This is a genomic window from Desulfatiglans parachlorophenolica (assembly GCF_055394735.1).
In genome coordinates this window covers 704,465-725,409 of the sequence record NZ_AP042460.1, presented here as the reverse complement: position 1 = coordinate 725,409, position 20,945 = coordinate 704,465, and the positions used below count along the sequence as shown (strand labels likewise).

Annotated in this window: 20 protein-coding genes; 12 read left to right on the top strand and 8 right to left on the bottom strand. The window is 60.8% G+C overall.

Annotated elements, in window-relative coordinates:
* Positions 1–5: 5 nt before the first annotated feature.
* The 3 genes from ACZ500_RS03390 to ACZ500_RS03380 all read right to left on the bottom strand — a co-directional run bounded on the left by ACZ500_RS03390 (position 6) and on the right by ACZ500_RS03380 (position 3,180).
* Positions 6–1,838: a hypothetical protein gene (locus ACZ500_RS03390; protein ID WP_464231129.1), complete on the bottom strand. Its 1,833-nt coding sequence runs from the start codon at positions 1,836–1,838 to the stop codon at positions 6–8.
* Positions 1,816–2,691 carry an AAA family ATPase gene (locus ACZ500_RS03385; protein ID WP_464231128.1) on the bottom strand — a complete coding sequence of 292 codons (876 nt, stop codon included), beginning with the start codon at positions 2,689–2,691 and terminating at the stop codon, positions 1,816–1,818. The genes ACZ500_RS03390 and ACZ500_RS03385 overlap by 23 nt, the downstream gene beginning before the upstream one ends.
* A 339-nt stretch (positions 2,692–3,030) precedes the next feature.
* Positions 3,031–3,180 (bottom strand): hypothetical protein, encoded by a 150-nt coding sequence (locus ACZ500_RS03380; RefSeq protein ID WP_464231127.1) that lies wholly within the window; start codon positions 3,178–3,180, stop codon positions 3,031–3,033.
* Positions 3,181–3,223: 43 nt separating this feature from the next.
* Here ACZ500_RS03380 and ACZ500_RS03375 point away from each other — a divergent pair, with 43 nt between their 5' ends.
* The 11 genes from ACZ500_RS03375 to ACZ500_RS03325 all read left to right on the top strand — a co-directional run bounded on the left by ACZ500_RS03375 (position 3,224) and on the right by ACZ500_RS03325 (position 15,977).
* The gene (locus ACZ500_RS03375; RefSeq protein WP_464231126.1) at positions 3,224–3,913 is read left to right on the top strand and encodes a CBS and ACT domain-containing protein; all 690 of its coding nucleotides are present in this window, start codon (positions 3,224–3,226) and stop codon (positions 3,911–3,913) included.
* Between the two features lie 57 nt (positions 3,914–3,970).
* The gene (locus tag ACZ500_RS03370) at positions 3,971–4,870 is read left to right on the top strand and encodes a universal stress protein (RefSeq protein ID WP_464231125.1); all 900 of its coding nucleotides are present in this window, start codon (positions 3,971–3,973) and stop codon (positions 4,868–4,870) included.
* A gap of 13 nt (positions 4,871–4,883) precedes the next feature.
* Complete coding sequence (locus tag ACZ500_RS03365; protein ID WP_464231124.1) at positions 4,884–5,057, top strand: hypothetical protein; 174 nt, start codon at positions 4,884–4,886, stop codon at positions 5,055–5,057.
* A 45-nt stretch (positions 5,058–5,102) separates the two neighbouring features.
* Positions 5,103–5,312, top strand: coding sequence for a hypothetical protein (locus ACZ500_RS03360; protein ID WP_464231123.1), 210 nt, complete (start codon positions 5,103–5,105; stop codon positions 5,310–5,312).
* Positions 5,313–5,452: 140 nt separating this feature from the next.
* Complete coding sequence (locus ACZ500_RS03355; protein ID WP_464231122.1) at positions 5,453–8,128, top strand: bifunctional acetate--CoA ligase family protein/GNAT family N-acetyltransferase; 2,676 nt, start codon at positions 5,453–5,455, stop codon at positions 8,126–8,128.
* Positions 8,129–8,439: 311 nt separating this feature from the next.
* Positions 8,440–8,859, top strand: coding sequence for a response regulator (locus ACZ500_RS03350; protein WP_464231121.1), 420 nt, complete (start codon positions 8,440–8,442; stop codon positions 8,857–8,859).
* 15 nt (positions 8,860–8,874) lie between these two features.
* A complete protein-coding gene (locus ACZ500_RS03345) occupies positions 8,875–10,620 on the top strand; it encodes a sensor histidine kinase (RefSeq protein ID WP_464231120.1) in 1,746 nt (581 codons plus the stop codon).
* Between the two features lie 30 nt (positions 10,621–10,650).
* Complete coding sequence (locus tag ACZ500_RS03340; protein ID WP_464231119.1) at positions 10,651–11,082, top strand: response regulator; 432 nt, start codon at positions 10,651–10,653, stop codon at positions 11,080–11,082.
* 370 nt (positions 11,083–11,452) lie between these two features.
* Positions 11,453–11,881: a response regulator gene (locus ACZ500_RS03335; protein ID WP_464231118.1), complete on the top strand. Its 429-nt coding sequence runs from the start codon at positions 11,453–11,455 to the stop codon at positions 11,879–11,881.
* A 675-nt stretch (positions 11,882–12,556) separates the two neighbouring features.
* Positions 12,557–14,254: an SLC13 family permease gene (locus ACZ500_RS03330; RefSeq protein WP_464231117.1), complete on the top strand. Its 1,698-nt coding sequence runs from the start codon at positions 12,557–12,559 to the stop codon at positions 14,252–14,254.
* A 61-nt stretch (positions 14,255–14,315) separates the two neighbouring features.
* Complete coding sequence (locus ACZ500_RS03325; RefSeq protein ID WP_464231116.1) at positions 14,316–15,977, top strand: sensor histidine kinase; 1,662 nt, start codon at positions 14,316–14,318, stop codon at positions 15,975–15,977.
* A gap of 121 nt (positions 15,978–16,098) precedes the next feature.
* On the opposite strand, the gene ACZ500_RS03320 is transcribed toward ACZ500_RS03325, so the two are convergent.
* Positions 16,099–16,323, bottom strand: coding sequence for a hypothetical protein (locus ACZ500_RS03320; RefSeq protein WP_464231115.1), 225 nt, complete (start codon positions 16,321–16,323; stop codon positions 16,099–16,101).
* 13 nt (positions 16,324–16,336) lie between these two features.
* The gene (locus ACZ500_RS03315) at positions 16,337–16,531 is read right to left on the bottom strand and encodes a hypothetical protein (protein WP_464231114.1); all 195 of its coding nucleotides are present in this window, start codon (positions 16,529–16,531) and stop codon (positions 16,337–16,339) included.
* 145 nt (positions 16,532–16,676) lie between these two features.
* On the opposite strand from ACZ500_RS03315, the gene ACZ500_RS03310 reads away from it, so the two are divergent.
* Positions 16,677–17,135, top strand: a complete 459-nt coding sequence (locus tag ACZ500_RS03310) for a response regulator (RefSeq protein WP_464231113.1) — start codon at positions 16,677–16,679, stop codon at positions 17,133–17,135.
* A 347-nt stretch (positions 17,136–17,482) separates the two neighbouring features.
* Here the strand turns inward: ACZ500_RS03310 and ACZ500_RS03305 are convergent, their stop codons facing one another.
* The 3 genes from ACZ500_RS03305 to ACZ500_RS03295 all read right to left on the bottom strand — a co-directional run bounded on the left by ACZ500_RS03305 (position 17,483) and on the right by ACZ500_RS03295 (position 20,930).
* On the bottom strand, positions 17,483–18,295 hold the full coding sequence (locus ACZ500_RS03305; protein WP_464231112.1) for an IclR family transcriptional regulator: 813 nt from the start codon (positions 18,293–18,295) through the stop codon (positions 17,483–17,485).
* Positions 18,296–18,304: 9 nt separating this feature from the next.
* Positions 18,305–19,867: an AMP-binding protein gene (locus tag ACZ500_RS03300; protein ID WP_464231111.1), complete on the bottom strand. Its 1,563-nt coding sequence runs from the start codon at positions 19,865–19,867 to the stop codon at positions 18,305–18,307.
* Positions 19,868–19,991: 124 nt separating this feature from the next.
* Positions 19,992–20,930, bottom strand: a complete 939-nt coding sequence (locus ACZ500_RS03295) for a ketopantoate reductase family protein (RefSeq protein WP_464231110.1) — start codon at positions 20,928–20,930, stop codon at positions 19,992–19,994.
* Positions 20,931–20,945: the final 15 nt, after the last annotated feature.

The following is a 20,945-nucleotide window of genomic DNA, read 5'->3' as shown; positions in this document are numbered from 1 at the left end:
TCTCCTCACATATTGATGTAGCGATGGGCGTAGCGCCGCACGGGGTGCCCGTCGAGCACGTGAAAGCGCCGCATCTTCCGCAGGGTCTCGGCGGAGAAGATCCCGATCGGCAGGTAGAGAATCGTCTTCCCCAGCCGCGCGGCCAGGCTCCGGCAGCGGCCGGAGGGCGGGTCGGCCGCCACGTAGACCACATGCCGCTCCAAGCTGTAGTCGAGGGCGGCCATCAGCAGCCGCTCCGGCTTGTTGCGCGCCTGATGGAAAAAGGGGTCCTTCCAGATGTCGAGGACCCGCATGGGCGGGTAGGTCAGCATGAAACCCCCGTGCTGGCAGAGCGAGATCCCCGGGCCCTTCATCACCTCCCCGGCCGGCGTGCTGTAGAAGGCCATATCCGACTCTTGATCGTGTTCTCCCAGCCAGGTCACGCACCAGGGGTAGGCCTCACTCCCATCCCCGCCCGAAAGATCCGGGTCGAAGATCACCACCACAGACCCCACCCGACCCCTCAAGGGCCGTTCCTCCCGCACGTAAATCCTGCCTGTAGTCCATCTGCGGACGGTCTCCCGCACATCCAGGCCGTCCCGCATCGAGCCTGTAAACGGTTCGATGCGGACATTGTCTTCCGTCTTCACCTCGAGGGCCTTCTTCTTGAGATACTGACCGTATCCCTCGATGACCAGATCCTCCGGCGGATAGGAGCAAATGGCCTCACCCCTGAAGGTCCGCCGCCACTCTCCGGGGGACGCCTCCCGCGGCCTGCGCCTGACGGGGACCGGCACGAGCCTTCGGCGCATCTGTTTGAGGCGGCGATGGAAGCGGATCCGCCTCTGATCCAGAAAGAGGTCTTCGCCCGACAGGCGCAGAACCGGGAGATCCGGCTGCTCGGACTGCCATGGATAGTCGCTGCCGACCTCCCAGAGTTCATAGGCGAAATTATCGTCGACCGCCCCACGCGCCGCCACCAGCAGCTGGTACAAATTCGGCACGAGCCTCCCGGTCAGAAGCGCGTAATTGCGGGCGAATCGGTTCAACACCCGCAGCTGCTGCGCCGAAAGCCGCTCCCGCGCATGCTGCCAGTGCCGCTCGCCGGCCAGGCGGATCATGCGGCTCTGAACCTCCAGCCGATCGATCTCCTCCGCTTGGTCCCCGGATCGCGTCTTTTCATACTCCGCAGCGAGAAAAGGGATCTCGGAGAGGATCTCCCGACTGGAATCCCGATGCAGATGCGCCAGCGTCACCCCGTTCCGATGGGTCCTTCCGATAACACAGGCCTGGGGCTCCTCGAGCTCGCGCCTGATCCCCGGCAGATGCGCAAGCCCCCCCACGAAAAGCACCCGTCTGCCTCCTGCATTCAACCTTTGCAGATGGTAGGCCATGGTCTTTTCCCGCAGGAGGTCCTCCTGGGAAGCGGCAGCGGCCGCCTCGCACCGCAGCCAGGCCTCGCAGTATGCCGGGTGCCCGATCCTTCTCAGGGCATAAGAATCCGGGAAGGGCGTGAAATCATAGGGGTAGTCGGCCGTGTCCCGATCGATGAAGCGGACGGGCAACCCCTCCGCGAGCGCCAGACGGAGCGCCTCCACCTGTCCGTCGGTCGGCTCGAGGACGAGATAGGTCAACATCCCGTCCTCCTCCTCGTAGCTCACGACGGAAAGAAGCGGCAGGCGTACCACGCCGCGCAGGAGGGGTTCCATCAAGGTCTCGGGGTATTCCACGGCGACCACCTCGGGCCGGAACTCCCGAAACTGCCGGCGCACCTCCTGCGCGAATTCGAGTGCGTTGTGCAGGATGGGGACGAAGCGGATATTCTCCCAATCGAGGCTAGAGGTCCTCTCGCGCACCATGCAGCAACTCCATGAACAGCCGGGCCGCGTTGACGTCCAGGATCATGGCGGCGGCCTCCTGCAGAAAGACCGGCAGGCGCTCGGAGCGCGCCCCGCCCCCGCCCCCTTCACCCGCAGCCAGACGTTTGAGGGCGTAGCGGGCGATGTTGATCCCGTCCCGGACGGAGTAACGTTCGTCCGCCTCGTGGGCCGCCTGCAGAAAGGTCAGCACATATTCGATCACCTCGTCGTCGGAGAAGGGCAGATTGCTCTTCAGGATCCGGCGCTCCTCGTCACGGTCGGGGAAATCGATGTAGATCTGCGGCTGCAGCCGCGAGTGGATGTACTCGGGCAGCTCGAAGGTCGAGGCATCCTCGTTCATGGTGGTGCAGAACCGGAAGTCCGGGTGCGCCTTGATCTTGATCCCGGCCACGATGGATTCCACATACCGGCGGGCATCCAACAGGGGAGCCAGGGAGGCCCAGCTCTTTTCGCTCATGCGGTTGCCTTCGTCGATGATCGCGACCCCCCCCTTTATCACGGCGCTCACCACACTGCTCGCCATGTAACGAATCCGGCCCTGCTCGGCGATGACGGGGGTGACGACAAGATCCTCCGGACGCGTGTCCATCGTCGCCTGAAAGAGATAGACCGGGCGTTGCAGGATCCTGCCGGCGTGGTAGGCCAGGGTGGTCTTCCCGACGCCGGGTTTGCCGATCAGTCTGGGGTTCAGCGGCAGATCCTCGTCCCCCAGGACAAGCCAGGCCGCCAGCACCTGGGTGACCAGCTCCGGCTGGCCCACCCAGCGCAGCGGCACATCGTCGGGGGCGGCAAGGTGGATCTCCACCCCGTCCAGCGTTATCGTTTCAGCCATTCCATTCCTCCAGAGAGCGGATGTTCGAATATGGAAAAGATTCTAATGACGGGGCATCCAAAATGCAAACCCCTAATTTCCCCGAGGCACACGGGTGCAGCGGCAAAGGGTTTCTTTACACATTGTAAAAAGACCCAACAGGCCCGCGCTGCCCGAGCACCACCGGGAGGCGCCCATGCCCGAGAAAAACCGGGTATACCTGGACGCCCCGGCCTCATGATCGTTTGGCATATATGTTGCTTTGTGCTAAACTGGGTTTCATTCGGAAATCGAGGGCGGAAGGCCGGAAGGCCCCGACTCATGAAGCGCCTTTTCGGCGCAGGATGCGTCCCGGTTTCTTCAGCGGCTGCACCGCTCAGCCCCGCCCCTTCGGGATGGGTGCTGGATTGAACAAGATCGGGTAGATCGATGGCTTGCGCGGAGAAAACCCCGTAGGTCGCCGCCCGAGCAAACAGGCAGATCGACGCCGATATGGGCTGAAAAGACCATTCCCGGATGAAAACCAAAACGCATCGGAGCAGGAGGGACAGGCATGCTTGTCAAGGATTGGATGAGCCGCAACGTGATCACGATCGATGTCAACGACAACATGCAGGAGGCCACCAAGCGGATGAAGCAGCATGACATCGGTATGCTGCCGGTCATAAAACGCGGGAAGATCGTGGGCATCGTAACGGACAGGGACCTCAAACGGGCCTCCGCCTCCGATGCCACCACGCTCGAGGTGCACGAACTGCTCTATCTGATATCTCGGATCAAGGTAGCCGATATCATGACAAAAGACCCCATTCTGGTCCCCTTTGACCACACGGTCGAGGAAACCGCCGAGGTCCTTCTTCAGCACCGGATCTCCGGCGCCCCCGTGGTCGATCGAGAAGGCGATCTCGTGGGGGCCATCACGAAAGGGGACATCTTCCGTTGCCTCATCTCCCTGACGGGCGTCGGGCACCGGGGGATCCAGTTCGGCTTCCAGGTGGAGGACAAGCCCGGTTCCATCAAGACCGTGGCGGACATCATCCGCAAATACGGAGGCCGAATGGTCAGCATTCTGACCACTTACGAACGGGCGCCCAAAGGCTTCCGTCAAGTATTCATCCGGATGTACGGCGTGGACCGCTCCAGGCTGTCTGAACTGAAGGAAGAGCTTCGGCTGAAAGCCACTCTGCTCTACATGGTGGACCATCGGGAAAACATCCGGGAAATCTACGGAGAACCTGCCTGAAAGCGGAATCGTATACAGCAGGCAGACCCTCTGTTCTCATGACACAGGAGGCGGACAATGGCTGACCCCCCCAAGAAACCCCTGTTGCTGGCAATCGACGGTTCGGAGCATGCCTTTCAGACCGTCAAGTACATCAGCGAAATCCCTTCCATGCGCAGCATGCCGGTCGTGCTCTTCAGCGTGTTCAACAGGATACCCGACCAGTACTGGGACCTGGAGCGTCAGCCGCACGTCGGCCGCCGCATCGCGGAGGTGCATGCCTGGGCCGTCGAGGAGGAAAAAAGGCTGCGGTCCGCTATGGAAAAGGCTCGCAAGCATCTCCTGAAGGCCGGTTTTTCACCGCAGTCGGTACGCGTCGTGATCCAGGCGCGGGAATCCGGGGTTGCGAGAGACATCCTCAAACAGGCCGCGAAGGGATGCCACGCCGTGCTCGTCGGCCGGAAAGGCATGACCCACCTGAGGCGCATCGTCCTCGGAAGCGTCTCCACCAAGCTCCTCGAAGGCATGCATTTCACGCCGTTGATCCTGGTCGGCAAGGGGGCTCGTCCGGGGAAGGTCCTGATCGCGGTGGACGGGTCCGAAGGATCGCTCCGCGCTGTGGACTTTGCCGCTGCGACGCTCGACGGCCACCCCATGGAAATCACCCTGACCCATGTCGTCAGGGCCTCGACCCGGGAATCGATCGGGGAGGCCGAGATCAGGATCGGCCAGTTTTTCGAAGAGGCCAGAGAGCACCTTATGGCAGCGGGGATACGCCCCACCCAGATCAGCACCCAGATCGTCACGAACGTCCCTTCGCGGTCGGCCGCCATTTTGGAAGAGGCCCGAAAAGGAGGGTACGGCACCATCATCGCCGGACGAAGGGGTCTCAGCAAGGTGCAGGAGTTTTTCATGGGTCGGGTCACGAACAAGCTGATCCAGATGGGGGAGGGGCTGGCTATATGGGTCATCAACTAGTTTCCATCCGGAAATGGTCTTTTTTGCCACTCTCGGCGTCAATCGGCACGTTTGCTTGTGCGGCGACCTACAGGTCGCCTCCGCACAAACGCTTGATTGCCTTGATATTGGCAAAAAATCCTCATTTCCGGATTGGAAACTAGGTTTTACCGGGAAATCATTTCCGTCCGGATGGACACTCAACTAGGCCGGAAATGGTCTTTTTCGGCAATCCCGACGTCAATCGGCACGTTTGCTTGATTGCCTTGATATTGGCCAAACCGGGACCCGCCGCGTAGCGGTGGGACTGAGCGGCGAAGCGGTGAAGGAAAATCCTCATTTCCGGATTGGAAACCGGGGCGTGCCGGTGAACGATCGCTTTCTGGATCGAAACCCAGGTTCGAGCCGAGAAGGGCCAACCGGGAACCCCTCAGGGGTCAGACTGAACTGGCGAAGCCGATGAAGACCGATACTCATGTCCGTGCAGGAAACCTCTGGTGATATACGTTTCGGCCCCGGAGGGGATAGCGGCTCCTTTCCGATCCGAAGCCGGCCCCTGTCAGGACGTTGTCCAGCATCTCTACACTTTTCCGGAGGCCGGTAGTGAGTATTTACAACCTTGGAAAGATCTTCATGCCGTCGACGGTGGCGCTTGTCGGGGCCACGGAGAAAACCGGGTCCATCGGTGAAGCGCTCCTGCGAAACCTGCTGCAGACGCCCTTCGAGGGCACCGTCTTCCCCATCAACCCGAGGTATCGGGAACTGATGGGGATCCGATGTCATGCAACCGTCGGGGAAATCGGTCAACCCGTCGATCTGGCGGTCATCGCCGTACCCATCGGGAAAGTGGTCGAAGTCATCGATGACTGCGCCGCGGCCGGGGTCGGCGGTGCAGTCGTGATCTCCGCCGGCGGGAAAGAGACCGGGGAGCGGGGACGCTCGATCGAAAAGGCCATCCGGGAACGCGCCGACGCAGCCGGGATCCGGGTCATCGGCCCCAACTGCATGGGCATCGTATCCGCGTCCGTGAAACTCAACGCCACCTTCGCCCGCCGTGCGCCGCTCAGCGGCCGGCTCGCCTTCATCTCCCAGAGCGGGGCCATGTGCGCGGCCATTCTGGACCTTTCCGAACGCGAGAGGATCGGTTTTCGCTACTTCGTCAGCATCGGCTCCATGCTGGATGTAGATTTCGGGGATCTTGTCGACTACCTCGGACATGACCCGGATGTCAGCGCCATCGTGCTCTACGTCGAGAGCCTCACCTGTCTGCGCAAGTTCATGAGCGCAGCGCGGGCCGTCTCGCGCGTCAAGCCCATCGTGGTGCTCAAGGCCGGCCGCTCGGCGGCCGGCGCCGCGGCGGCATCCTCCCACACGGGAGCGATGGCGGGCGAGGATGCGGTGTATGACGCCGCCTTCAAGCGGGCCGGCATGCTGCGGGTCGAGACCATGGATGAACTCTTCGATTGCGCTGAACTCTTCGCCAAGCAGCACAACCCGCGCGGCAACAGACTGTGCATCCTCACGAACGGGGGCGGCCCGGGGGTCATGGCGGCCGATGCCCTGGCCTCCCACGGCCTCGAACCGGCCCCCCTCGAACCCGAAACGCTGAACGCCCTCGACGGGATGCTGCCGCCTTTCTGGAGCAGGCGCAACCCCATCGACATCCTGGGGGACGCCGTCCCCGAGCGATGGAAGGCGGCCGCCGAGATCTGTCTCTCGGCCAAAGAGATGGACGCGCTCATGACCGTCTATGTACCCCAGGGATTGAACCCTACGGCCGAAGTCGCCTCCGCCCTCGTGTCGGCCTTCCGGAACAAGGACCCGGACATGCCGCTCTTTTCGGTGTGGATGGGGGGTGAGGGGGCCGACCCGGGCCGAGAGGCGATGAATCGGTCCGCATTTCCCACCTATGACTCGCCCGAGCGCGCGATCACAGCCTTCATGTATGCGGTGTCCTACGCCCGCAACCTCGAAATGCTCCAGGAGATCCCGCCCAAATTCGATCGCTCGCTCCACTTCGATCGGCCCGCGGTCGAGTCGATGGTCGAAGCGGCCATCGAGGGTGGAGGCGGGATGCTCGACGAACCGCAGTCCAAAAAGATCCTGAACGCCTACGGGATCCCTGTCAACCCCACGGAAACCGCCCATAACGCCGACGAAGCGGCGGCCTCGAGCGCCCGCCTCGGCTTCCCGGTGGTGATGAAGATCCTGTCGCCTGATATTGTCCACAAGTCCGACGCGGGCGGTGTCGAACTGAATCTGAGGACGCCTCGGGAGGCCCGGGAGGCCTTCGAGCGGATCGTCGCGGCGGCCCGTGCCTACAAGGCGGATGCGCGCATCGACGGCGTCACCCTGCAGCCGATGCTCTCCGGTCCCATGCACGAGTTGATCCTGGGAAGCAAGATGGACCCCGATTTCGGGCCGGTGATCCTCTTCGGCGCCGGCGGCGTCCTCACGGAGTTCTGGAAAGACCGCGCATTGGCCCTGCCTCCGCTGAACCGGCTGCTCGCAAAGCGCCTGATGGAAGAGACGCGGATCTATCACATCCTCGAGGGCTATCGGAATATGCCCCGTGCGGATATCGGCCTGCTGGAAGAGATCCTGGTGCGTCTGGCCCAACTCGTCACCGACTTTCCGGAGATATCCGAACTGGACATCAACCCTTTCATGATCGGCGCCCACCGCGGTCTGGCGGTCGATGCACGCATCCGGATCGCCCCCGCCGCCGCAACGTCCCCCGGGCATCTGGTGATCAGCCCCTACCCGAACGAGTATGAGGCCAACATCAGCGCCAAAGACGGCAGGCGTTTCCTCGTCCGCCCCATCAAACCGGAGGACGCGCCGCTCCTGGTAGAACTCTTCTCGGCGCTCTCTCCCCGCAGCATCTACTTCCGATTTTTCAGCCCTCTGAAATCCCTGCCGACGAAGATGCTGGCCAGGCTGACCCAGATCGACTACGACCGAGACATGGCCCTGGTGGTCATCGATACCGAAGCGGAGCATGAGCGGATCCTTGCGGTGGCCCGCCTCATGAGCACCCCGCGGACAGAGGAGGCCGAATTTGCGGTGGCCGTGGGGGATCCCTGGCAGGGGCAGGGGATGGGCGCCGCGCTGATGGAGCGGCTGATCGGCATTGCAAAGGAAAAGGGGATGAAAAGGATCACCGGACAGGTGCTGTCAGAAAACACCCAGATGCTGGCCTTGGGGCGCCGGCTCGGTTTTGAAATCAAGAAGGCCGTCGAAAACGGATTGTATGCCCTCAGCTTGAATTTGAAATGATCCATGCACCGACGGTCTGATGCAGCTGGAAGATAGGCCGGACAACCCTCCACCTGTCCCGAAATCATAGGCCGGTTCCTTCCGGCCCACCCTGGAAGCTCGTCTTCCGGACGGGCGGTGCCGGCCCAGGCTCACCATTCCTGCGGTCGAGAGAAACACCTTTTTTCTGCGAAGGGGTATCACCCTGCAGGATCGAGCTTGCAGAACCAATCGGGTTGAATGCAGACGCGGCTGGAAAACCGGAAATCTCCCGGGAAAACGCGGCGGATCCGCCATTCGAGGCCAAGGGACCGTATCCGGAGGCAGAAGCGGTGAAAAGGATATTCACGATTCTCGTTGCTGACCGCAACCCGCATATCAGGGACTTCTTGAAGCGTGAATTGATCAACGACGGGTTCAAGGTGCATCTGGCCAAGTCAGCTGCGGAGGTGTTGGACTGCGCATTCGGACCCGAACGGCTCGATCTTCTGATTCTGGATCCGGACCTGCCTGACCTGAAAGAAAAGCAGCTCTACGAAAAGCTCGACAGCCGCATCCCCGTCCTGCCGGTTGTCATTCACGGGTTTCTTCCCCTCGACGATCAATGGTCCGAAGTCCTCGACACCCTGGGCTTTGTCGAAAAAATGGGGAATAGCATTGAACCGCTGAAAACTCTCATCTATAATCTGCTCCCGAACGCCAGCCAGCCACCGGAAACCCCTTCCACCGAAGAAAAACGGTCGGGACTATAGGAAGACGACATCACGATGGAGCGAAAAAACGAAGGCCGGAGCGGCTATTACCGGTCCCTATCCCGAAATATGCTGCTGGGCGTACTGATCGTCTCCCTGACGCCGATGTTCCTGGTCAGCGGCTTCATCCTCTACCGTTTCCATCAATCCTACCAGGAAAAGGTCAATGCCCATCTGACCACCCTGGTCCGGAAACACAAGCAGAACATCGACGCGTTTCTCACCGAAAAACTCGCGGAAATCAGGTTCCTGGCCCAAAATTTCACGCTGGAGGAATTCGAGGATCAGTCCTTTCTGGAAGATCAACTGGCGGCCCTTCAGAACACCTTCGGTCCGATGTTCGTAGACCTCGGCGTCATCGACGCCCAGGGCGTCCAGCGGGCCTATGCTGGTCCTTTCAGATTGACGAAGGCGCTTTACTCCACGGCGGACTGGTTCGAAGGGGTCATGCGGGAAGAATTCTTCATCAGCGACGTGTTTCTGGGCCTGCGTCTCCTCCCCCATTTCATCGTCGCCGTCAAGGAAAATGACAACGGGCGGCCCTGGATCCTCAGGGCCACCATCGATTTTGTCGCCTTCAACAACCTGGTCGAAAAGATCCGGATCGGAGAAACGGGATTCGCCTTCATCCTGAACCGCGAAGGGGAGTATCAGACCAAACCCTTCCTGGACGTGAGTCTGGAAAAAGGCCCCTACCTCGAACTCCTCGCACGACAGCAGTCGCTCGACCAGGAGGTCCAGATCGTCAAGACCCGGGACGAGGCCGGGGAGCAGGCGATCTACGTCTCCGTCTTTCTCAAGAACGGTGACTGGTGGCTCGTTTACCGCCAGAAGACTGCGGATGCCTTCGCCGATTTCAACAATGCCTTCAAAGGCAGTTTGGTTTTCATCCTCCTCAGTGGGCTTCTGATCGTCACCACCGCCGTCGTCGTCTCGAGGCGGATGGTCAGCAGGATCTACCGCTCCGACCAGGAAAAGCGGATGATGAACGAGCAGGTCGTGGAAACCGGCAAACTGGCATCGGTGGGGGAGCTCGCGGCAGGGATCGCGCACGAGATCAACAACCCCGTGGCGATCATGGTGGAGGAAGCGGGCTGGATCGGGGATCTGCTCGAGGAAGAGGAATTCAAGGACGGTGAAAACCTGCAGGAGTTCAAAAGGGCCCTGGAGCAGATCCGCACGCAGGGAAGACGGTGCAAGGAAATCACCCACAAACTCCTGAGTTTTGCCCGCAAGACAGACCCCAGGATCCAGGAAGTGCCGATCAACGAACTGCTCGAAGAGTTGGTCGCCCTCTCGAAGCAGCGCGCCAAGTTCAGCAACATTGAAATACAGACCGCCTTCCAGGAGAATCTCCCGCTTCTCAGGGTATCCCAGTCAGAGCTGCAGCAGGTATTTCTGAACCTGATCAACAATGCAATCGACGCCATGGAAAAGCGCGGAGGTCTCCTCAAGATCGCCACCGAGCAGTTCGATCACACCATCGAGGTGGAGATCACCGACACCGGGCCCGGCATCCCCCAGGCCAATCTCGGCCGGATCTTCAATCCCTTTTTCACCACCAAACCTGTCGGGAAGGGAACAGGACTCGGACTCGCCATCTGTTACGGGATCATCAAGAAGCTTGGAGGAGAGATCGAGGTGCGCAGCGAACTGGACGTCGGCACCACCTTCAAGGTCCTCCTGCCCTTCGCACCCGGGAAGACCGCCGAAATGGATATCGCCCCGGAAGGAAAACCGCCCGGTGACGGATCGCTATGACCTTCGGACAGACCCAGAAAGGAGAACACCATGAGTTTGGCCCATATCATGCTTGTCGATGATGAAGTGCCCTTCGTGGAAACCATGACGAAGAGGCTTACAAAACGCGATCTGGAGGTCGATTCGGCCTTCAGCGGGGATGAGGCGCTCAAGCTTCTCGAAAAAAAGCCGCAGACGGAGGTCCTCATCCTGGACGTCAAGATGCCGGGAATGGACGGCATCGATACCCTGCGGGAGATCAAACGCCGGCACCCCCTGGTCGAGGTCATCATGCTGACCGGCCACGCGACGGTGGAAACGGCCATCGAGGGCATGAAGCTCGGCGCCTATGACTACCTCATGAAGCCGTGCGACATGGATCTGCTGCTCAAGAAGGTCCAGGAGGCCACAGCCAAGAAGCGCGGGCATGAAGAAAAGATCGTCGAAGCCAGGATGAAGGAGATCACTGCGCGGCGGATCTAGGTTCCGGACCGGAAATGGTTTTACCGACCTCGGCGCCATTCCCGGCCCCTCGCTGCGGGTTCGGCCTGCAACGGACCGATCCCGCGCAATCCTCGGATCGGCGCGGGATCGGCAAGAGCTTCAGCTTCCGTGTCGGGAACTTTCCCCCGCAAGGGTCCTTTCCGGTTCGACGAGTTCAGGTCCGGAGCCAAAGACGCCTTTTCTTCTTCGCCCTGAAAACCCCTTACCGACCGCGGAGAAGAAGGCCCACCCTCGGCTTCGAAAACCGGAACCCGCCGCCCTGATTCAGGATAGGCGATCGCCGATTTATCTTGAAAACCCACTCGTTTCAGATCTGTATTCTGAAACAGGCTTTTCCCAGGAGAGATTTATGGCGACGAACGAACATGCGGAGGACGGTCGGATCCGCCTACTGCTCGTAGATGACGAGGCAGGTTACGTTAACGTGCTGGCCAATCGCCTCGGCAAACGAAAGATCGCGGTCACCAAGGCCTTGAGCGGTTCGGAGGCCATCCAGGCCCTGCGCGGCCAGGATTTCGACGTGGCGGTGCTGGACCTGAAGATGGAAGACATGGATGGACTCGATGTCCTGAGGATCTTCAAGAAAATGGATCCAGACCTCGCCGTCATCATGCTGACGGGTCATGGTTCGGCGGAGGCCGCCAGGGAAGGGATCGACCTGGGGGCCTTCGACTACCTCACGAAACCCTGCGAACTGGACGAACTCCTTGAAAAAATCAGAGAGGCCTACGCGGCCCGATCGAATCCGCTCCGACCGAACCCTGTAGAAAAAGGTTGAAAATCAGCCTCGAGGCCGACGACTCGGCCACGTGAGGGGCCGGCCGCCGCACACGGCCTCTGTACAGACAACGGCTCCCCGCCGCCGATCTCCCCCCCACCCTTCCTTCCCCCTGAAACCATCCAGCACATTTCTGCTGCTCGGGACCTGTCCTGCGGCCAAGCCTCGGCCCCTTTCTGGACATCGACCGGATCCTTTCCGCTTTTACACCTTGTAAAAAATGCCGACAAAGATCCGGTCGTCCCATCGGAACGCCCTACCGCCCTCTGCCTCGACCTTTCAATCCTTTCAGCCTTTTGGACCCTTCCCGACAGACGCACTCTTTTGGCATAAAGATTGCCAGACCACGAATGGGGGCCGAACTGCAGACGATTTTCGGAGCCCTGTGAACACCGAAACCGGCAGCGGGCTTCCCGGCACCTGGCGCATCCGCGTCAGACCGTCCGCGTAGGGCGGATCCCTTTCGATGGGGTCAGGAAAGAAAAACGGCGGACACAAAAGCTTTTCCCCCCCCTGCCCCACCCCCGGGACCCCCAATCGGGAAGGCGATCAGCCAGGGGAAGCGACGCTGAACGTGGGCGGGTGCCTTCGGACCCTGCAATTCAACCTGGACCGAAGACGCAGGCTGGACGAACCTCAAGAGAGATACCGCTGTCAAACCATAAGGAGGATCCTATGTCACATGTCAAAGCGAGTGTGGACCCAAACCCCGATCAGAGCTTCTGGGCCAGCCGCCCGGGATACAAACCGATCCTGCTTCTGTTTGCGCTGATCGTTTTCCTCGGTCTGTTCTTCCTGCCTCCGCCCCGAAGCATGGTCGACCTCATGGGAATCGAAAATCCCCCGGGCTACAAACTGCCGGCCGACTGCCTGAGCATCACGGAAGCCATCAACAAGAAGCTCAGCCCGGCCGCCTTCACCGCGGCCAAAAAGGCTGTGGTAAAGGCCCCTGCCGCCGGTGAACCCGGGAAGGCCGGGGATGAAGAAGCCCACAAGGAAAAAGGGCTGATGACACCAGAGCAGACCGCGCAAATATTGAAGGTCATGCTGCTGATCTTTTTCGTCTGTGTCTTTCTCTGGGCTACGGAGGCCCTGTCGCTGGGGGCCACCGACCTTCTCGTAGCCGTTCTGCTCTACCTGTTTGCCATCCTTCCCATCAACGAAATCTCAAAGGCCTACATGTCCGATGCGGTCTTCTTCATCTTCGGCATCCTCGTCGTCGCGGTCGGCGTCGCCAAGACCGGGCTCGACAAGCGCATCGGGCTGATCATCCTGAGCCGCATCAAGAGCGCCAAGGCCTTCGCCTTCATCTTTATGCCCACGATCGCAGTCTGCGCCAGTTTCCTGTCGGAGCACGCCCTGGTCGCCCTTCTGATCCCCGTTCTGATGGGCGTCTACAAGGTGACCTGCAGAATGTACGGCGTGGAAAAGGATCGCGCCCTGGCCGTGTTTCTTCTCCTGGGGATCTGCTTCGCCGCCAACCACGGAGGGCCCGGGTCTCCCGCGGCAGGCGGCCGAAACGCCATCATGGCCGGGTACCTGATGGACTTCGGGAAGGGCATCAGCTTCCTCGAGTGGATGAAATACGGCATGCCCTTCGTACCCGTCTGCGGCGTGATGATCGGCGCATACATGTACATCGTTTGCAAGGGGCGCTTCAAGGTCAAGGACATCAACCCGGCTGAGGTCGTCAAGGCCGAGGCCGCCCGCATGCCCAAGTTCGGCGGTCAAGAGGCCATCATGGCGGTGATCCTCGTCTGTCTGGTCGCCGCGTGGATCATCCTGGGGGAACACGCCGGACTCGGCGGCCCCACGATGTACGCCGTCATCGCCCTCTTCCTTGCGCGCATCATCACCTGGGACGACATCCAGGAGGGCGTCGCGCTCGACGTGGTGGGTCTGTACGCGGCCGCCACCGCCATGGGGGCCGGCCTCAAGTTCACCGGCGCCGGCCTCTGGCTGGCGAACACCTTCGTGGACTTCCTGCCGAAGGTCCTGGCCCAGGGGGACATGCTCGCCATCGGGGTCAGCGTCCTGACCGGCACGATGACGAACTTCATGTCCGACGGTGCTACCGTGGCGGCCCTTGGCCCCATCGTGCTGCCCATGAGCGCCCTGGCGGGCGTGCATGTCTGGAAGCTCGGACTGGCCTGCGCGTTTTCGTCTTCCTTCGCCAACTTCCTCGTGGTGGGAACCCCGAACAATGCCATCGCCTTCGGCATGGGCAAGGACCCCGAAACCGGGGAGCGCCTTCTCAGCGTCTTCGATTTCGTCAAGTACGGCCTCCCGGTCACGATCATCGCCTGGCTGGTGCTCTGGTTCTGGTCGATCCTGGGGTATTGGAAATTCCTGGACTGGCCTGTCCTGCAGTAGTCAACCAAGCGGCGGCCGCGAGGGGACCTCGCGGACCGCCCGCCCCTTCAGGGAAGCCACGATGAAAAGCAGATTGTACGTCAGTCTCCAGAAAAAGATCATCGCCGTAACGCTGTTCGTCTCGTTCGCGCCCCTGGTCCTCCTGGGAGCGACCATCTACCACCAGTTCGCACGGCTGTACCGCGACAAGATCGCCGAACAGATACGCTACCGCGCCACCGCACAGGCCGAGGCCGTCGACCTCTTTCTGAAGGAGCGGACGGCGATCCTCGCCGCCATGGCCGACACCCATCACTTCCAGGAGATGATCGATCAAAAGGTCCTGGTCAATATCTTCCAGGTCATGAACCAGCGTGCCGGTGCCTTCGTCGACCTGGGGGTCATCGACAACGCCGGAACCCACCGCACCTATATCGGCCCTTACAACCTGGAAGGGTTGAACTATTACCAACAGCCCTGGTTCGGCGAGGTCATGCGCAAGGGGATCTACATCAGCGACGTCTATCTGGGGTACCGCCAACTGCCCCACTTCATCATCGCCGTGCGCCGCCAGGAAGAGCAGAACAGCTGGATCCTCAGGGCCACGATCGACCCGGACGTTTTCGGGGGCATCGTCCGGGCCGCCCAGGTCGGCAAAACCGGGGATGCCTTTATCCTGAACCGGGACGGCCTCTATCAGACGCAGCCCCGTCTCGAAGGCAAGACCCTGGGCCAATCAGGGATCGAGCAGGCCAAATTCGGCGGGGGCACCACCTTTTTCGAGGAGATGGATGCGGAAGGGAAAAAAACCCTTTATGCGGGCCGATGGCTCAAAAAGGATCAATGGCTCCTCGTCATCACCCAGGAGGTCGCCGAAGAGATGGGGGGGCTTTTCGCCACCCGTAATGTCGAGATCCTCATCATCCTGTGCGGCATCCTCGCCATCGTCGTCACGACCATCTTCACCACCCACATGAGCATCAAACGGCTGAAAGATGCGGACAAACGGATGAACGAGTTGAACGCGCAGCTGGTGCAATCGGACAAACTGGCCGCGCTCGGCAAGATGGCCGCCGGGGTGGCCCATGAAATCAACAATCCTCTGGCCGTCATCCTGCAGAAGACCGGATGGATGGAAGACCTGCTGGAGGAGGAATCCTTCAAGGACAGCCCCAATGCAGAAGAATTCCGGAATTCCATCCGCAAGATCGAGGAGCACGTAGAGCGGGCCCGCAAGGTCGTCCACAATATGCTCGGTTATGCCCGGCGGATGGAGCCACGGCTGGAGGACGTGGACGTCAACGAGACCCTGCGCCAGACGATCGCCCTGCTGGACAACTACGCCCGGATCAACAATATAGCGATCGCGACGGATTTTTCGCCGAATCTGCCGATCATCGCGAGCGATCAATCTCAGCTGCAGCAGGTCTTTCTGAACCTCATCTCGAACGCGATCGACGCCATCGGCAAGGAGGGGCACATCGAGGTCAAGAGTCGCCAACTCGGCTCCGAAATCCATGTCAAGGTGATCGACAACGGACCGGGGATGCCGGCGGAGATCCAGAAACGGGTCTTCGACCCCTTCTTCACCACGAAGGACACCGGAAAAGGGACGGGGCTCGGGCTCTGGGTCAGCTACGGAATCGTCGAAAAACTCGGAGGAACCATCAAGCTCCAAAGCACGGTCGGAAAAGGCAGTATGTTCACAGTGCGGCTGCCGGTGGTCCTGCCGGGAAAAAAATAGCCGGAAATGATTTCCCGGCAGAACTCCGTTTCCAATCCGGAAATGAGGATTTTTCTTCACCGCTTCGCCGCTCAGTCCCACCGCTTCGCGGCGGGTCCCGGTTTGGCCAATATCAAGGAAATCAAGCGGTTGCGCGGAGGCGACCTGGTGGTCGCCGCACAAGCAAACGTGCAGATTGACGCCGAGATTGGCCCGGAAATGATTTCCCGGTACAACCCAGTTTCCGATCCGGAAATGAGGATTTTTGGCCAATATCAAGGCAATCAAGCGTTTGTGCGGAGGCGACCTGGTGGTCGCCGCACAAGCAAACGTGCAGATTGACGCCGAGATTGGCCAAAAAGACCATTTCCGGATGGAAACTAGTTAAACACCGAGCCGCGATAGTGCCGATGCGGCAGGGCGGTGGCATATTTTGCTTTTGTTTTTGCGGCCTCAGGCCCTACACTGGTTTCCATCCGGAAATGACGATCCAGCACGATCCAGTTTCCAATCCGGAAATGATCGTCCAGCAGGACCGGGTTTGCAGTCCGGAAATGATGGTCCAACGCAGGCAAGGTCCGATCCAGGGGTGTGTCGACGCCCTCCCGCGGCCGGGAACCTCTGCCCGGGCCGCGCACGGACACAGGTTGCAGGGGTCGCCCGGGTTTCATCGATCACATGTTCTTTGCAACGGTATTGCTCTAGCCTAAGGAGGTCATTATGGACAGTTTCAGAGTGCTGGTAGTGGACGACGAAACCGATTTTCTGGAAACCCTGGTCAACCGTCTGAACAAGCGCCAGATCGATACGACCGGTGTCCAGAGCGGCGAGGAAGCGCTCGAGGCCATGAAAAAAAAGCTCTTCGACGTGGTGATCCTCGACATCAAGATGCCGGGCGGCATGGACGGGATCCAGGCCCTGCGGGAAATGAGAAAGATCCAGCCCCTGGCCGAGGTCATCCTTCTCACCGGACACGGTTCGGTCGAAACGAGCATCGAGGGGATGAAACTCGGGGCCTTCGATTACCTGCTGAAGCCGGTCAAACTGGAAGAGCTGATGGTCAAGATGGCGCAGGCCTTCGAGAAGAAAGACGCCCACGAGCAGAAGATCCGATCGGCCAGGATCAAGGAATTGATCCGTTTTCCCGGAAGGGTCCTTGAACAGGAAAAAGAAAAATAGCACCGCCCCAGGATTGACACCTCTCCTTCCAACCCCCGACAAAAGCCGCGGCCGGCAACCCTCGCCCTTGCCGATCCGCGGTTTTTGTACCGCCTTGCCTCTTCAGCAAGAGCCGGGACGCATCCGTTCCTCCCGGCCCCAGGCGTGAAGCCCCCGGAGACGATCGAGGGAATCGCCCCTCCCCGGCCGGACAGCCTTGTGCCCCCGCACAGCCAAACCTGCAGAAAAACGGCTTCGTCGCCTCGAAAGACCCTTCATGGCCGGCAATGGGATTCTCGAAAAGGCGGAAATGAGACCGCCCTTCATCCGGCTGACAAGGCCTCGAGAGCGGCAACCCGGGTGCATCCCTATTTTCGGACTGAAACCTGCCTGTGCTTGATGAGGGTTTCCGGACGGACCCATCCCAGCTTCTCTGAAATCTCCCGCGAGGCGTCTTTCAGGTCGCCGACCAGCGCCTTTCGATCTTTCCCCAGGATGGCCTCAACGGACCCGATCAGCGCGACGGCTGCGACGGCCCGCCCCGTATGGTCCAGGATGGGAACCGCCAGGGCCCCGGCCCCCGAATCGACCTCCGAATCGCTCCAGCTGTACCCCTCCTTTCGGATGGCGGCCAGTTCGCGCTCCAGTTCTTCCACATCCGTAATGGTGTTCCGGTTCATCTTCGGAAGGCCTCTGGAGCGTATCAGATCGTCCAGGAAGGTCCGGTCCCTGTTGGCCAGAAGCGCCTTCCCGGGAGCCCCGGCGTGCAGTGGAAGCCTGGCGCCCCGCTTCATCGTCAGCTTGACCGGCCGCGTGCTTTCGATCGTGTCCACACAAAGCAGATCGAACCCTTCGGTCAGCGTCAGGACAACCGTTTCCTGCGTGCGCCGGGCGATAGAAGCCAGATAGGGCCGGGCGATCTCCAGCAGGGAGACGTTTTCCGCCGCCAGGATACCCAGTTTGAAGATCCTGAACCCGAGGCGGAATCTGCCGCTGTCGTCTTTGCTGAGGATGTCGTTGCGGAGGAAAACCTTCAGATAATTGTACGTCGTGCTCAACGGGATGCCGAGGCTGATCGAGATCTCCTGGGCGGAGAGTTCAAGGGTCTGCGCATCGAAGAGGCAGAGAATCCGAATCGCCTTCTCGAGTGATCCGAACACCTTGTCCGTTTCCCCAGTCATGTGCAGACCTCAATACCGCTTCTTCAGCATCCGATGGAGGATTTTGCCCGTGGTGGTCCTCGGCATCTCTTCCTCCCGGATGAAGTCGACGCTTTTGGGCCGCTTGTATCCTGCGATCCGGCCCCGGGTGAAATCCATGAGTTCCTGCGCCAGGGCCGGGCCCGGCTGATGGCCCTCCTGCAGCACGACGACCGCCTTGATGGCCTCGCCCCACTTCTCGTCGGGCACGCCGATCACGGCGACCTCCCTCACCGCGGGATGCCCCTTGAGGGCGATCTCCACCTCGGAGGGGTAGACGTTTTCGCCCCCCGTGATGATCATGTTCGCCTTGCGGTCGACCAGGGTGTAGTAGCCGTCCTCGTCCCGCCTGGCCATGTCCCCGGCGGAGAACCAGTCGCCCTCGAAGGCCTCCTTGGTCTTTTCCGGCTCCTTCAGGTATTCCTTGAAGACGCAGGGCACCCGGTAAAACAGCTCGCCGACCTCCCCGTCCGGGATCTCGTTCCTCTCCTCATCGAGCAGCCTGATACGGTCGCTTCCGAAGATCTCCCGGCCGATCGAGCCGAGTTTCCGGAACTGGTCCTCGGGCCGGAGGAGGGTCCCCAACCCGCCTTCCGTGCTCCCGTAAGCCTCCCAGAGTTCCGCGTTCCGAAAATAATCCATGATGGCGAGCTTCAGGTCTTTCGTAGCCGGCGCGGAAGAAATGAGCAACTGTCGGATCGACGAGACATCCTTCGCCTTGCGCGTCTCCTCCGGCAGACTCAGAATCATCTGGTAATGGGTAGGCACCAGCGAGGTATAGGTGATCCGGTATCGGGCGATCGTCGTCAGGAGGTCTTCCGGATCGAAGCTCGCCCTGTTGTAGATGAATACGGGTGCGGTCACGAGGGTATAGGGAAAGGAGTACTGGATCGAATTGACATGGCACATGGGCATGACGAGCATCACCTTGTCGGTCGGCCGCACCCCCATGTTGATGTCGCTCAGGAGATAGTGGGCGATGTGACTCTCATGGGTGCGCACCACGCCCTTCGGCCGCCCGGTCGTCCCGGAGGTGTACATGACGTTCCAGACATCGTCCCCATAGACGCGCTGGGCGGGCTCCTCCGGCGATGCGCCGGCAAGGAGCGCCTCGTAGCCAATATACCCTTCAGGCACAGGGCCCTCACCGAGATAGATAAAGGCCCCTTCCGGCACCTGCAGCCGGTCCCGGATGCCGTCGATCAGCTCGACGAAAGGCGCTTCGACCACCAGCCCCCCGCACTCCGCATGGTTGACGATGGTTTCGATCTCGGGCGCAGCCAGGCGGAACATGAGCGGCACCACCACCTGCCCGCCCTTGGCGCACCCGGCGTAGATGTCCATCCATTCCCCGCGGTTGTAGGCGATGACGCCGAAGGTATCCCCGTACCCGACGCCCAGATCCTTCAAACCGTTCGAAAAGCGGCAGGCCCGGGCATTCCATGCCGAAAACGTGAACTCCCTGGATTTGTCCTGCCATCCCAGTCTGTCGGGACAGTTGATCGCGTTCATCTTGAGGATATCGCCTACATGGATCCATCTGCTTCGGCTCATGTGTAGAGCCCCCTTTCCTGGATGCCCGAAAAGGATTCTTCTGAATGGACGGGCCGCCGCACCGCGGATAACGGACAAGCAGGCGGCATCCGCCGCCCTTCCGGCTGCCTGACGCCCCGGCGGTTCAACGCCGCAGGTATCGGTCCTCCATGGCCTTGACAAGGTTCGCCATCGTCGCGTAGCACGGCGTAGGAACGCCGGTCTCCCTCCCGTACTCGACGACCTTCCCACCCAGGAAATCGATCTCGGTCCGGGTCTTGTTGGCGATGTCGACGCACATGGAATCCTTGTGCACCCCCACCTTTTCGAGATACCCCAAGGCCTGGGTCAGATAGTCCTCCCCGAGGTCGTAGCCCTTGGCCTTGGCGACGGCCAGGACCTCTTTGAAGCAGGCGTCGGCGATCTCGCGCGTGGGGGGAAAATCGAGGGCCTCTTGGATGGTGCGGTCCGTCACGGCGCAGATGGAGGCCATGGTGCACTTCATGATCATTTTCTTCCAGACGAAGCGCTTGATGTCGTCGACGCACTCCGTATCGAGTCCGCCGGCGGAAAGGCGCTCCGCCAAGCGCAGACCGAAGCCTCGGTTTTCGGGGACGAGGGCCCCCAGGTGGTTGGGGCGGTTGAAAAAGGCCGTTTCGACCGCAGTAGGACCCTTCAGGGCGACCCCGAAATTGAGAGACATCCGGAAGGCCGCCTCGGGGCCGAAGACCTCCGCGATGAGGTCCTCGGTCCCGAGGCCGTTGTGCGTGCTGACGATCTTGGTCCCCTCCTGGAACACACTCTTCAACTCCTCCAGAACCTGCGGGAGATGAAAGGTCTTGGTCGCCACGAAGATGCAGTTCGGGCGGTGCTCCCTGCACATTTCGATCCGATTGAAAAAGCGGCGGACGGGAACCTGGTAATCGAGCTGCCCCGTGATGCGGATGCCGCCCTTGCGAAGTTCCTCCTCCAATCCCGGCCTCGGATCCACGAGGATCGTATCCGGATCCCGGCTGAGCAGGGCCGCCGCCAGAACGGCACCCGTAGCCCCAATACCCACAACGGCGATTCTAAGGTCATCCATACGTATTACCCCCTT